This window comes from Chryseobacterium sp. MEBOG07, assembly GCF_021869745.1.
Classification (GTDB): domain Bacteria; phylum Bacteroidota; class Bacteroidia; order Flavobacteriales; family Weeksellaceae; genus Chryseobacterium; species Chryseobacterium viscerum.
The window spans coordinates 4,875,100-4,887,795 of record NZ_CP084579.1 but is presented as its reverse complement, the minus strand read 5'-3'; the positions used below and the strand labels follow the sequence as shown (position 1 = coordinate 4,887,795).

The window sequence follows — 12,696 nt, the reverse complement described above, 5'->3', positions numbered from 1 at the left end:
ATTTAATTTAAAATAATGATTGCTTGACCTTTCTGCATAATAAGACAACTTTAGCAATAAATTTGTTACACGGTAGCATGAAATTAATTAAGATTTAAAAAATAGTTGATGAAAAATAAAAGAAAACATGAGGATACGTATTTTATTATTAATTTAGTTAAAACTAAAAATCATTACCATATGAGAAAATTTTACATTTTATTTTTGTTATTTCTATTAATGTTTTCATGTAAGAATGAATCTTTCTTAGAAATAGGTGACGAGACATCCAATTCCCCATCTAATTATAATTTTGGGAATACTGCACAAAGAAATTTCCAGGGCATAGTTCTTGATACAAATGGAGTTCCGGTTTCAGGAGCAACAGTTACCATTGGAACAAGTACGGTGACAACCAATCTTAGAGGTTTTTTTACATTTAAAAATGCTTCTGTAAAAGAAAACTTTGCCCACATAAAAGTGACAAAGTCCGGCTATGTAAATGCATCACGGGTTTTGGTTCCTACCAACGGAATGAATCAAGTGAATATTATGATGATTCCTGCCACAGCCACTTCTACCATTACTTCAGGCGCTGCTTCTACAGTTTCATTGCCAAACGGAACGAAAGTAAAATTCGACGGGAGCTTCAAAGATGCTAATGGAAATGCTTATTCAGGAAATGTGAGCGTTGGCGTTTTTCACTTAGCACCATCCAATCAATACCTCAATGAATTAATGCCGGGATCATTTTTGGCAACCAATTCAGGAGGAAACTCCAGAGTGATGGAAACTTTTGGGATGCTGCATGTACAATTAACGGGAAGTTCCGGACAAAATCTTCAGATTGCAAACGGCCACACGGCAGAAATTACCGTTCCGGTAGATGCTGCACAAGCTTCCAATTCACCAGCCACCATTCCATTATGGTCTTATAATGAAGATACAGGAATGTGGAAGGAGGAGGGCTCTGCAACAAAGATTGGAAATACCTATGTAGGAACAGTAAGCCATTTTTCATGGTGGAATTGTGATGCACAGTTTGAGCAGGCGACAATGAAAGTAACGGTAAAAAATACTGCAGGGCAGGTTTTACCTAATATCAAAGTAACTTTAAAGAGAAGCTCCCAGGCATATGAAACGTACGGAATGACTGACAATGCAGGAATGGTATCTGGAATAGTTCCCGCAAGTGAAGTTCTTAGCTTAAAAGTGTATGATGTCTGTAATAATGTAATTTATACCTCTAATGTCGGGCCTTTTCCGGCTGGAATCATAACGACTATCCCAGATATTACAGTAAATCCTTCTGCATCTACAAGTTATACTATTCAGGGAAATCTAAAAACTTGTGCCAATGCCATTGTTACTGATGGTTATGTAATGTTAAAGCCAGCAGTGAGTACAAATTATTTCCAATATATGTCAGTACCCGTAAACAGTACCGGAGGTTTTACATTTAATACCTATTCATGTACTGCGAATCCACAGTTTATTTATGAAGGATTTGATGCGGTTAATGTTCAGACTACCAATCAGATTACTTTCACGGCAACATCTAATAATGTAAATTTAGGGGATATCATGGCTTGTAATTCTGTAAATGAATTTGTCAATTATAAAATTGATAATCAGCCTGTTGTTTATGTAGTAGGATCATTCAATGCACAATGGGCAGGTCTTACTCCTACATCACCTAATATGGTGCCCAAACAATTGAGAATAAATTCAATGAATCCTGCAGGACCATTTTTCTCTATGACTCAAAATAATATGTTGGGTGTTGCAGCAAATTTTACTACAGATTATATATTTGAACTTTCAGGAGCCGTTATTACACCAAGTAATGGAAATTTGGTTATAAACATAGCCACTTTTGGAGTAGTAGGGGATTACATTGATTTTACAGTCAATGGAACTTACACCAATAATTCAGGAAGTCATACTTTCACAGCGACAGGGCATGTGAAGCGGGATATGTAATAATACTAAAAATTAAAAGGACCGAAAAGGTCCTTTTTTTATATGGTATTTTATGATTTATTCTCTATCGAATCGGGCTAGCTTTTTGTCTACCCAAATCGTTGCAAAAGGAAAGAATGCAGATAATAATGCAAAAACAAAATCTTCATCATCCCAATTATAAATTTTTCTTGCAGGAAGGCAGAGCAAAAGATAAAGTGTAAAAAATAATCCATGTAAGCTGCCAATAACGCTGATGAAAATAATAGAATATAAATTCTCATCATACCGGATCCAGATCATAGCGACACAATACAATAAAAGACATGAAATGGCTTCTGCAAGACAAATCTGTTTAAACCATTTGATGATTTTTTCCTGAGGGTATTTTGAGAAAAATTGTTCTATGAAGTTCATATCTTTAGCGATGAGTTGGGCGTTGAAAGGTAAGAGTCATTCTCTCACTTCTGGTTTCTACCCTCAAATTTCTGATTTGCAAAATTACTTATAAAAATTACTACCATCCAAATATTCAAACACTTCAGGAGGTAGCATAGGTCTCACATTTTTGTTGTCTTTGATCATATTGCGGATTTCTGTCGCAGAAAGTTCTATTACCGGAGCTTTTATCAGAGAGATATTCTCATGCTGTAAATATTCAGAATCTTTCTTTTCTCCATCAAATACTCTGGGATAAACAATGATATGATGATTCTTGATCAGAACATCAGAATTTTTCCATTTGTGAAGGCTCTTCAGATTATCTTCTCCCATAATCAGGCTAAAGGAATAATCCGGATATTTCTCATGGAGATACGTCAGAGTATCAATGGTATAACTAGGCTTCGGAAGTGAAAATTCTACGTTGGAAGCTCTCATATTAGGATAGTTCTTTACTGCAAGCTGTACCATATCAAGTCTGTTGTGGTCATTCAGTAAAGATTTTTTGTCTTTAAAAGGATTTTGTGGGCTTACTACAAACCATAATTCCTCCATATCAGAGTTTTCCAGAATATAATTAGCCAGAATAAGGTGTCCGATATGAATAGGATTGAATGATCCGAAAAATAAACCGATTTTTTTCATTTATTAAGTAGCAGATAATAGGTAAGAGGCAGTAGTTTCTTACTCCCTGAATTTTACGTCTTTGATATTAAGATAATGAGTCACATTGCCTTTCCAGTGGTTTTCTTCCAGGGTAAACGCCAGGTCAAAGCTTTTGTTTTTAAAATCTTCAACAAATTGTCCAAGCTTGAAACCAACACATTCAATATTACGTCCTGTAGATTCCTGTTTGATATAAAATTTCAGGTGATTGTTATCTTTTCCCATTGTTTTTACATACCCTGAAAGCTTCTGATCAGTTAATGTAAAAATAGGTTTCATATTATGAGGACCGAAGGGAGCCAGTTTCCTATGGAAATTGATAAACTCTCTGTTAATTTCGTCAATTATGATTTCAGTATCAATCGTAATAGAAGGCTCTTTCTGATGTTCTTTGATTTTTTCAGAGACAATTCTCTCGAACTTTTCTTTGAAAGCTTCAAATTTATCCTTCTCCATCGAAAGTCCGGCAGCTGCATGATGTCCACCAAATTTAAGGAAGTATTCGGAGCATATATCTAACGCTTCATGGACATCAAAATCAGAAACAGATCTTGCAGAAGCTACCATTTCTCCATTATTTCCATCTGTGAATACCAGCGTAGGTTTATAATAGGTTTCAATAAGCCGCGAAGCTACAATACCAATCACTCCTTTATTCCATTCCGGATGATAAACAATAGTGGTATTTTTGCTTTCCTGCTGAGACTCTATAATCTGATTCAGAGCAGAAAGAGTAGAATTCATATCCAATTCGCGCCTTTCATCATTAAGATCCATGATGTCACTTACAATCTGATTCGCATGCTTCAGATTATCAGAAACCATCAGTTCTACTGCTGCTTTACCTTGAGATATTCGTCCCGCAGCGTTGATTTTAGGAGCGATTTCAAAAACAATATTGGAAATTTCAAAATGAGAAAGCTTGTCCTCAGGAATCAGTAATCTTAATCCAAGATTTCTGGTTTTCCTAAGCGTTTTTAATCCCATCTTAGCCAATACTCTGTTTTCTCCCGTCATAGAAACAATATCTGCAGCAATTGAAATGGCCAGAAGATCTGTCAGTTCAAATAATTCCGCTTCCGGTAATTTATAAATGGTATTAAGTCCCTGGCAAAGTTTAAAGCCTACACCACATCCTGAAAGTTCCTTGAATGGATATCGGCAGTCACTTCTTTTAGGGTCAAGTACCGCTACAGCATTGGGAATTTCTTCACCCGGAAGGTGGTGGTCACAGATAATAAAATCAATATCCAGACTGCTGGCATAGCTGATCATATCGAGTGCTTTGATTCCACAGTCCAGAGCAATAATTAATGAGAAGCCATTTTCTTTGGCAAAATCAATCCCTTCTGTGGAAATTCCATATCCTTCAGAATTTCTGTCCGGAATATAATAGTCTAAATATTTTTTCTCAACAATTTTGCTGAGATATAGGTACATTAGAGCAACCGCTGTGGTTCCGTCCACATCATAGTCACCATATACCAGTATTTTTTCACCATTTTCAATCGCAGTTGCAATACGCTCTACAGCTTTTTGCATATCTGCCATTAAAAATGGATTGTGTATATCGTTAAGGTTCGGTTTAAAAAATTCTCTGGCCTTTTGATAGTTGTCAATTCCTCTTAAAACGAGAAGTTTAGATTCAAAAGTACCAAAACCAAGTGACGAACTTAGTCCGTCCACAACTTCCTCATCGGGTTCGGGCTTATAAATCCATTTTTGACTCATTTCACAAAAATAAGGAAAAAAAACAGCATTCTGAAATGATCTCGAACTAAGTTTCAACTTAATAATTGTTAAAAAAAGGTTACCTTCGTGCTCCAAATTTTTAATAAATATGAAAAAAATTACTGTATGCCTTATGTTATTGGGGGCAATGTATTCGATCAATGCACAAAAAATTAACCTCGGAAAAGCAGCCGGAATGGTTTCAAATGGTGCAAAAGCTTTAACATTTACGAACGAAGATGCGGTTAAATTATCCAAAGAATCAGTAGACTGGATGGATAAAAATAATGCCGTAGCAGGACCTAAAGATCCGTACACTGTGAGACTGAACAAACTGTTTGGAAAACACAAATCTCAGGACGGTCTTAATTTGAATTATAAAGTTTATAAAGTGAAAGATATCAATGCTTTCGCCTGTGCAGACGGAAGTGTACGTGTATTCTCTTCTCTGATGGATATTATGACAGACAATGAATTGCTGGCAGTTATTGGACACGAAATCGGGCACGTTAAAAATCAGGATACAAAAGATGCGATGAAATCGGCTTATCTTAAAGCAGCGGCTTTAGATGCAGCATCATCAGCTTCTTCTGCTGTAGCTACCCTTAATGAGAGCCAGGTAGGGAAAATGGCTAATGCATTTCTAGATGCTTCACACAGTAAAAAACAGGAATCTGAAGCAGATACCTATTCATACGACTTTATGAAGGCTAATAAATATGATGTAGTAGGAGCTTATACGGCTTTCAAAAAATTGGCTTTACTTTCAGAAGGAAGTACACAAACTAATTTTGAGAAAATGTTCAATTCTCACCCGGATAGTAATAAAAGGGCAGAATCTATTAAAAAGAAAGCTGAAAAAGAAGGGTTATGGAAAGATCCCGGGACAGTTTCTTTACCTACTGCAAAATTGACGAAATAATTATTTTATTTATTGTTTAAACGAAAATACCTCAAAGCATTGCTTTGAGGTATTTTTATATAGATTTAATGATATTCAGATTAAGAATACATTTTTTCTCTTATTTCTTTCACCTTTTTATCAGCAAGATATTCATCGTAGGTCATTTCTCTGTCGATGATTCCGTTTGGAGTCAACTCAATGATTCTGTTACAGACTGTTGAAAGCATTTCGTGGTCATGAGATGCCAATAGAAGATTTCCTTTGAAGTTTGACAGTGAGTTGTTCAAAGTAGTAATACTTTCAAGGTCTAAGTGGTTAGTAGGCTCATCTAATAAAAGAACGTTTGCTTTCTGAAGCATCATTCTGCTGAACATACATCTCATTTTTTCACCTCCTGAAAGTACTTTACAAGATTTTAAAGCTTCATCACCAGAGAAAAGCATTCTTCCTAAGAATCCTCTCATGAATTCTTCGTGACGCTCTTCGTCATTTTTAGTAAATTGTCTTAACCAATCAACTAAGCTAAGATCTTCCTGGAAGAAACTTGTGTTGTCTAAAGGCATGTGAGATTGGTTAGTAGTAACTCCCCAAGCAACATTTCCTTTGTCTGCTTCAACATTTCCTGCTAGAATTTCAAAAAATTCTGTGATCGCCAAAGAGTTTTTAGAAAGTATAGCTACTTTATCACCCTTTTTAAGATTAAGATCGATATTTGAGAATAATAATTCCCCGTCTTTTGTTTTTTCAAGACCTTTTACATCTAAAATCTGATCTCCCACTTCTCTTTCCATTTCGAAAATAATTGCAGGATACCTTCTTGAAGATGGCTTAATGTCATCGATATTTAATTTGTCGATCATTTTCTTTCTTGCAGTAGCCTGTTTAGCTTTTGCAACGTTAGAACTAAATCTCGCGATGAAATCCTGAAGTTCCTTCTTCTTTTCTTCCGCTTTTTTGTTAGCTTGAGCTCTTTGTCTTGTTGCTAATTGAGAAGCCTGATACCAGAAAGAGTAGTTACCTGTGTAAAGATTAAGTTTAGCATAATCTAAATCTCCAATGTGCGTACAAACCGTATCAAGGAAGTGACGGTCGTGAGATACAACGATTACGGTATTTTCATAATCAGCCAAGAAATCTTCTAACCAAGAAATGGTGTCAATATCAAGGTCATTCGTAGGTTCATCCAAGATCAATACATCAGGATTTCCGAAAAGCGCCTGAGCCAAAAGAACCTTTACTTTGTCCTTATTCTCCAGTTCGCTCATCATCTGATAATGCATGTCGTCTTTAATTCTTACGTTTGAAAGCATCGTTTGCGCATCAGATTCAGAGTTCCATCCACCCATTTCATCATAGATCACACCTAGTTCTCCCGCTTTAATTCCGTCTTCATCAGAGAAATCTTCTTTCGCATAAAGCGCATCCATTTCCTCTTTTATCTCGAATAATTTTTTGTTACCTCTTAAAACTGCTTCAAGAACAGTATACTGATCAAAAGCAAAGTGATCCTGCTCCAAAACTGACATTCTTTTCCCTGGCTCCAGAGATACATTTCCTGTTGTTGGATCCTGCTTTCCTGTTAATATTTTAAGGAATGTAGACTTTCCCGCACCGTTTGCTCCGATGATCCCGTAGCAGTTTCCTTTGGTAAACATAATATTTACCTCGTCAAAAAGTACTCTTTTCCCGAATTGTAAAGATAAGTTAGATACTGTTAACATATAGTTTTGTAAATTTGGCGCAAAAATACGAAAAGAATTTGGGTATTTTGTAATAATATAATAGTCAAGTTTTTAAATGTATGGTATTTTTTATATATTTCATTAACGAAATTTTAAAATGATGAAGATTGAGAAAACAGTCAGTATATTAAATAAAAGAGCCCGCTTTGAATATGAAATTCTTGAAGAGTATGAAGCAGGAATGGTTTTGACGGGTACCGAAATAAAATCTTTACGTTCATCCAAAGCATCTATCACAGAATCGTTCTGTCAGTTTATTGATGGGGAGTTATACATCATTAACATGATGATTGACGAGTATAAATTGGGAACTTTTTACAATCATAAAACAAAAAGGGAACGGAAATTGCTCTTGCACAAAAAAGAATTGCAAAAACTTGAAAAAAAGTTAAAGGATGCTGGGAACACTATTATACCTTTAAAATTATATATCACAGACAGGGGTAAAGCAAAGGTGCTGATAGCGCTGGGAAGAGGGAAAAAGCTTTTCGATAAAAGAGAGGCAATTAAAGATAGAGAAAACAAACGAAACCTGGACAGAATATTAAAGAAAAGTTAAAAATCATTTGAAAAACTTTGTATATAAAGAAAAATTATATTTATTTTGCATTATCAATTATTTAATCATTTAATTCTATGAAAAATCTAAAATTAGGAATTTCAGCATTGGCGCTTACTGTTGCCTCTACTGTTTTCGCACAGACTACCAACAATCCGTGGTTAATCGGAGTTGGTGCTCATGCTGAAAACCATATAGCAGCAAGAGGTACTTTTAGTAATACGTTCTCTGCTAACAATTTGACGAAAAATATGTTCAATGTGAACAATTTTTCTATTACACCTCCACTGTCTAAGCTAACAGTTGCTAGAAACATTGGTAAAGGTTTAGTAATTGACTGGCAGACTTCTGTTGGAAATGTTGAAAACAAAAGATTCAACATGGGGAAAGAATTTTTCCTAATGACAGGTCTTGGTTTACAGGCTCACGCTGCAGGTCTTTTATGGAACGAAGAATCTTGGTTTGATCCATATTTAAGAGTTGGTGCTAATTATTTAAGACATGATTATACAGCACTTACTTTCCCAAGAACGGCTGTTGATGCTAACGGTAATCCAATTGAAACAGTTAACAACGGTAAAGATGGTAACGAGAATGGTAGAGCTAACCACTTTGCTGTAGCTACAGGTGCTGGTGCTAACTTCTGGGTAACTAAGAACTTCGGTCTTGGTGTTCAAGGAGATTACGTATCAACTCCAGGTGACCACTCTACAGTTGCTAACTTCTGGCAAGCTTCTGCTTCCATCTTATTCAGATTCGGAAACAGAGATAGAGATAAGGATGGTATCCTAGACAAAGATGACCTTTGTCCTGATACTCCAGGTTTACCAGAATTCCAAGGATGTCCTGATACTGACGGTGACGGAGTTCCAGATAAAGACGACCAATGTCCAGAAGTGGCTGGTCCAGTTGAAAACAACGGATGCCCTTGGCCAGATACTGACGGTGATGGTGTAATCGACAAAGATGACGCTTGTCCTACAGTAGCAGGTCCTGCTGAAAACAACGGTTGTCCTTGGCCAGATACTGACGGTGATGGTATCTTAGATAAAGATGATGCTTGTCCTACTGTTCCAGGTCTTCCTGAATACAACGGATGTCCAGCTCCTAAGAAACCAACTGCTGTTGTAGTTACTGAACAATTGAAAGATATCTTATTTGATTTCAACAAAGCTACAATCAGACCTCAGTCTAACGAAAAATTAGACAGTGCAGCTAAGATTATCAAAGAAGCTGATGTTGAAAACTTCGTAGTAGTAGGTATGACAGATGCTAAAGGTGCTGCTGCTTACAACTTGAAACTTTCTAAAGAAAGAGCTGCTTCTGTAGTAGGTGCTTTAGAAGCTAGAGGTGTAAACCCTGCAACATTGAAATCTATTGGTATCGGTTCTCAGGAAGCTAAAATTCCTGCAACTGCATCTGATGCTGAAAGACAACAAGACAGAAAAGTTATCGTAAGAGCGATCTCAGGTGCTGAGTGGGATACTTACAAGAAAAATGACTTAACTGTAGCTAAACCAGCTAAAAAAGCTGTTAAGAAAGGTGCTAAAAAAGCTCCAGCTAAAAAGGCGACGGCTAAAAAAGCTCCAGCTAAAAAGAAAAAATAATTAATTTTTCTAAATAATGAATACCTCCAATTTTTTTGGAGGTATTTTTTTTTGTTGACTTTTGATTAATTTTGTTGGAAATTTAAAAATTAAAATGGGAAGAGCATTTGAATATAGAAAAGCTTCTAAAATGGCCAGATGGGATAAAATGGCCAAAACATTCTCTAAAATAGGAAAGGATATCGCTTTGGCTGTAAAAGCAGGAGGAACAGATCCGGAAGCTAATCCGGCACTGAGAAGATGTATCCAGAATGCCAAAGGGGCTAATATGCCTAAGGACAATGTAGAAAGAGCAATCAAGAAAGCAAGTGGTGCTGATGCTGAAAACTATGAAGAAATTACTTACGAAGGTTACGGACAGGGAGGTGTTGCTTTTTTTGTAGAATGTACTACAAACAACACAACAAGAACTGTAGCGAACGTAAGAGCCGTTTTCAATAAGTTTGATGGTAACCTTGGTAAGAATGGTGAACTGGCATTTATCTTTGACAGAAAAGGAATTTTTACCCTTGATTTGGCTCAGATCAAAATGGATTGGGATGACTTTGAAATGGAAATGATTGATGGAGGAGCAGAAGATGTGGAAAAAGATGAAGATGAAGTAATGATTACAACGGCTTTTGAAGATTTCGGTTCTTTATCTCACAAATTAGATGAACTTGGAATTGAAGCGAAGAGCGCAGAACTTCAAAGAATTCCAAATAATACAAAAGAGGTGAATGCAGAACAGTTCAAAGCTAATATGAAAATGCTTGAGCGTTTCGAGGAGGACGATGACGTTCAGAACGTCTACCACAATATGGAAATCACGGAAGAGCTAATGGACTCTTTGTAAAAAATAATATAGCATTCATATACAGTTAATTTTCAATTAGTTTCTTTGTACAAAACTATGAAAAGAAACGTTGAATTAGTTGTTATATCGGATGTTCATTTGGGAACTTATGGATGTAAGGCTAAAGAACTGTTGAGATATCTCAATTCTATCCAGCCCAAAACTTTAGTTTTAAACGGTGATATTATTGATATCTGGCAGTTTAAAAAGTCTTACTTCCCTAAACCTCATTTGAAAGTGATCAGAAAGATTCTTTCATTGGCCACTAAGAATACAGATGTCTATTACATTACAGGCAATCATGATGAAATGTTCCGTAAGTTCACGGATTTTGAACTTGGAAAGCTTAAAGTCTGTAATAAAATCTGTCTGAATATCGATCAGAAAAAAACCTGGATTTTTCATGGTGATGTTTTCGATGCATCCGTCCAGCATTCAAAGTGGATTGCCAAACTTGGCGGAAAAGGTTACGATCTCTTAATTGTTATCAATAATGTTGTAAATTGGTTCTTAGAAAAAATGGGTAAAGAAAAATATTCATTTTCAAAAAAAATCAAGAACAATGTGAAAAAAGCGGTGAAATATATCGGAGATTTTGAGCTTACAGCTTCTGAGCTTGCTATCGACAATCAGTATGACTATGTTGTTTGCGGGCATATCCACCAACCACAGATTCGTGAGGTTGTCAACAAAAAAGGATCCTGCACTTATTTGAATTCGGGGGACTGGATTGAAAACCTGTCTGCCTTAGAATACCATGATAAAGAATGGAAAATTTTTTATTATGATGAACATAAACACTTGCTGAAAGATGATGAAGTAGAAGAAATCCAGGAGATGGATAATTCTGCTCTTCTGAAAATTGTAACCAATTTTTCCTAAATGAAGATTTTGTATACATTCCAGGGGACTGGGAACGGGCATGTTGCCAGAGCACAGGAAATTATTCCTCTTCTCAAAAAACACGCATCTGTTGATACATTGATCAGCGGGCACCAGTCACAATTAAAGGCTGATTTCGACATTAATTTCCAATATAAGGGTATTTCCCTTCTTTATAACAAAACAGGAGGTTTATCCTACCGAAAAACGTTTACCGAAAATAAGTTTCTTGAAGCTGCCAAAATAATCAGAGAATTGGAGCTATCACAGTACGATTTAATCATTAATGATTATGAACCGTTGACGGGCTGGGCTTCCAAACTGAAAAAGCTGCCGATGATAGAGCTTAGCCATCAGGCATCAATGAGCTTTCCGGAGACTCCTAAGCCCAAGAAAAAAGATTTTCTGGGAGAGATGATTTTAAAATACTACGTTCCCAGTGAAAGAAAAATCGGATTTCATTTTGAGAACTATCATCCACAGATCAAAAAACCTGTCATCAGAAGAAAAATCAGAAATCTTAATCCTTATAAGCAGGGATATTACCTTGTTTATCTTCCTAGTTTTGCAGATGAAAATATCATCAAGGTTTTAAGAAAAATTCCTGTTGAATGGAAAGTATTTTCAAAATACAGCAAAGTACAGGTGAAGGTGAAAAATGTAGAAGTATTTCCTATTGATGAAAGCCAATATCTGAAATACTTTGAAGGCTGTGAAGGAATCTTGTGTAATGCTGGTTTTGAAGCTCCTGCAGAAGCTTTGTTTATGGATAAAAAACTGTTCGTGATTCCGATTCATAATCAATATGAACAGGAATGTAATGCATGTGCCCTTGACAAAATGGGAATACCCAATTCTAAGGTTTTAAATCTTCAGGAAATTATGGAATGGGTAGCTTCCGATCATCATCTTAAGGTAGATTACCCGGATGATATTGAAGATATCCTATTGAATGAAGTCTTAATTCTTTAAAAATATATCTTCCACATCATTCATTCTCATCATCACAGATCTTGCATAAGAACAGTGCGGATACACTTTCCAGTTGTTTTCTCTGGCAAATTTGATAGCTTCCTCTACTAAATATTTTCCCATTCCTTTGCCCTCAAATTCCGGGTGTACCAATACAAAAGAAATAATAAATTTATGATCTTCAGGGAAAATGGTATAGGTAAGTCTGCCAACTTCTTTTGTATCGTTATTTAGAGTAAGAACTCCGCCGTTTCCGGATTTATTGTTTTCAAATTTCATGATTCAGAACTTTATAATTAAATATACAAAAATTAAACCGACCTTTTGGTAGGAGTGATTGTGAACGGTGAGCCCACTTCACTATCAATTTTTTCAGGTTTTTCAATTGACGATTCACTTGGAAAGCGAAAATCGCT

General features: G+C 35.9%; 12 protein-coding genes. 7 read left to right on the top strand and 5 right to left on the bottom strand.

Annotated elements, in window-relative coordinates; all coding sequences use genetic code 11:
- Positions 1 to 180 precede the first annotated feature (180 nt).
- A complete protein-coding gene (locus LF886_RS22510) occupies positions 181 to 1,962 on the top strand; it encodes a carboxypeptidase-like regulatory domain-containing protein (protein WP_236851899.1) in 1,782 nt (593 codons plus the stop codon).
- Positions 1,963 to 2,019: 57 nt separating this feature from the next.
- Here LF886_RS22510 and LF886_RS22505 read toward each other — a convergent pair whose 3' ends face one another.
- The 3 genes from LF886_RS22505 to recJ form a co-directional block, all read right to left on the bottom strand.
- The gene (locus LF886_RS22505) at positions 2,020 to 2,358 is read right to left on the bottom strand and encodes a DUF3817 domain-containing protein (protein ID WP_152290933.1); all 339 of its coding nucleotides are present in this window, start codon (positions 2,356 to 2,358) and stop codon (positions 2,020 to 2,022) included.
- 84 nt (positions 2,359 to 2,442) lie between these two features.
- Complete coding sequence (gene nadD / locus LF886_RS22500; RefSeq protein WP_236851898.1) at positions 2,443 to 3,027, bottom strand: nicotinate (nicotinamide) nucleotide adenylyltransferase; 585 nt, start codon at positions 3,025 to 3,027, stop codon at positions 2,443 to 2,445.
- A 39-nt stretch (positions 3,028 to 3,066) separates the two neighbouring features.
- The gene (gene recJ / locus LF886_RS22495) at positions 3,067 to 4,779 is read right to left on the bottom strand and encodes a single-stranded-DNA-specific exonuclease RecJ (protein WP_236851897.1); all 1,713 of its coding nucleotides are present in this window, start codon (positions 4,777 to 4,779) and stop codon (positions 3,067 to 3,069) included.
- A gap of 109 nt (positions 4,780 to 4,888) precedes the next feature.
- Between recJ and LF886_RS22490 the strand changes: the two genes are divergently transcribed.
- Complete coding sequence (locus tag LF886_RS22490) at positions 4,889 to 5,701, top strand: M48 family metalloprotease (protein ID WP_124532136.1); 813 nt, start codon at positions 4,889 to 4,891, stop codon at positions 5,699 to 5,701.
- A gap of 80 nt (positions 5,702 to 5,781) precedes the next feature.
- Here the strand turns inward: LF886_RS22490 and LF886_RS22485 are convergent, their stop codons facing one another.
- Positions 5,782 to 7,404, bottom strand: a complete 1,623-nt coding sequence (locus LF886_RS22485; protein WP_236851896.1) for an ABC-F family ATP-binding cassette domain-containing protein — start codon at positions 7,402 to 7,404, stop codon at positions 5,782 to 5,784.
- 121 nt (positions 7,405 to 7,525) lie between these two features.
- Between LF886_RS22485 and smpB the strand changes: the two genes are divergently transcribed.
- From smpB to LF886_RS22460, 5 genes are all read left to right on the top strand, one after another.
- Positions 7,526 to 7,984 carry an SsrA-binding protein SmpB gene (gene smpB / locus LF886_RS22480; protein ID WP_034694839.1) on the top strand — a complete coding sequence of 153 codons (459 nt, stop codon included), beginning with the start codon at positions 7,526 to 7,528 and terminating at the stop codon, positions 7,982 to 7,984.
- Positions 7,985 to 8,061: 77 nt separating this feature from the next.
- Entirely contained in the window at positions 8,062 to 9,591 is a 1,530-nt protein-coding gene (locus LF886_RS22475) for an OmpA family protein (RefSeq protein WP_236851895.1), read from the top strand.
- Between the two features lie 94 nt (positions 9,592 to 9,685).
- Positions 9,686 to 10,426, top strand: a complete 741-nt coding sequence (locus LF886_RS22470; protein WP_103233564.1) for a YebC/PmpR family DNA-binding transcriptional regulator — start codon at positions 9,686 to 9,688, stop codon at positions 10,424 to 10,426.
- Between the two features lie 57 nt (positions 10,427 to 10,483).
- Entirely contained in the window at positions 10,484 to 11,308 is an 825-nt protein-coding gene (locus LF886_RS22465) for a UDP-2,3-diacylglucosamine diphosphatase (RefSeq protein WP_124532128.1), read from the top strand.
- Positions 11,309 to 12,280: a glycosyltransferase family protein gene (locus tag LF886_RS22460; protein ID WP_236851894.1), complete on the top strand. Its 972-nt coding sequence runs from the start codon at positions 11,309 to 11,311 to the stop codon at positions 12,278 to 12,280.
- Here the strand turns inward: LF886_RS22460 and LF886_RS22455 are convergent.
- Positions 12,269 to 12,559 carry a GNAT family N-acetyltransferase gene (locus LF886_RS22455; protein ID WP_236851893.1) on the bottom strand — a complete coding sequence of 97 codons (291 nt, stop codon included), beginning with the start codon at positions 12,557 to 12,559 and terminating at the stop codon, positions 12,269 to 12,271. The genes LF886_RS22460 and LF886_RS22455 overlap by 12 nt on opposite strands.
- Between the last annotated feature and the right edge of the window lie 137 nt (positions 12,560 to 12,696).

Coding starts and splice junctions, on each gene's coding strand:
- recJ (WP_236851897.1), bottom strand. CDS start 4,779: ATGAGTCAAAAATGGATTTATAAGCCCGAACCCGATGAGGAAGTTGTG.
- nadD (WP_236851898.1), bottom strand. CDS start 3,027: ATGAAAAAAATCGGTTTATTTTTCGGATCATTCAATCCTATTCATATC.
- LF886_RS22455 (WP_236851893.1), bottom strand. CDS start 12,559: ATGAAATTTGAAAACAATAAATCCGGAAACGGCGGAGTTCTTACTCTA.
- LF886_RS22460 (WP_236851894.1), top strand. CDS start 11,309: ATGAAGATTTTGTATACATTCCAGGGGACTGGGAACGGGCATGTTGCC.
- LF886_RS22465 (WP_124532128.1), top strand. CDS start 10,484: ATGAAAAGAAACGTTGAATTAGTTGTTATATCGGATGTTCATTTGGGA.
- LF886_RS22485 (WP_236851896.1), bottom strand. CDS start 7,404: ATGTTAACAGTATCTAACTTATCTTTACAATTCGGGAAAAGAGTACTT.
- LF886_RS22475 (WP_236851895.1), top strand. CDS start 8,062: ATGAAAAATCTAAAATTAGGAATTTCAGCATTGGCGCTTACTGTTGCC.
- LF886_RS22490 (WP_124532136.1), top strand. CDS start 4,889: ATGAAAAAAATTACTGTATGCCTTATGTTATTGGGGGCAATGTATTCG.
- LF886_RS22505 (WP_152290933.1), bottom strand. CDS start 2,358: ATGAACTTCATAGAACAATTTTTCTCAAAATACCCTCAGGAAAAAATC.
- LF886_RS22470 (WP_103233564.1), top strand. CDS start 9,686: ATGGGAAGAGCATTTGAATATAGAAAAGCTTCTAAAATGGCCAGATGG.
- LF886_RS22510 (WP_236851899.1), top strand. CDS start 181: ATGAGAAAATTTTACATTTTATTTTTGTTATTTCTATTAATGTTTTCA.
- smpB (WP_034694839.1), top strand. CDS start 7,526: ATGAAGATTGAGAAAACAGTCAGTATATTAAATAAAAGAGCCCGCTTT.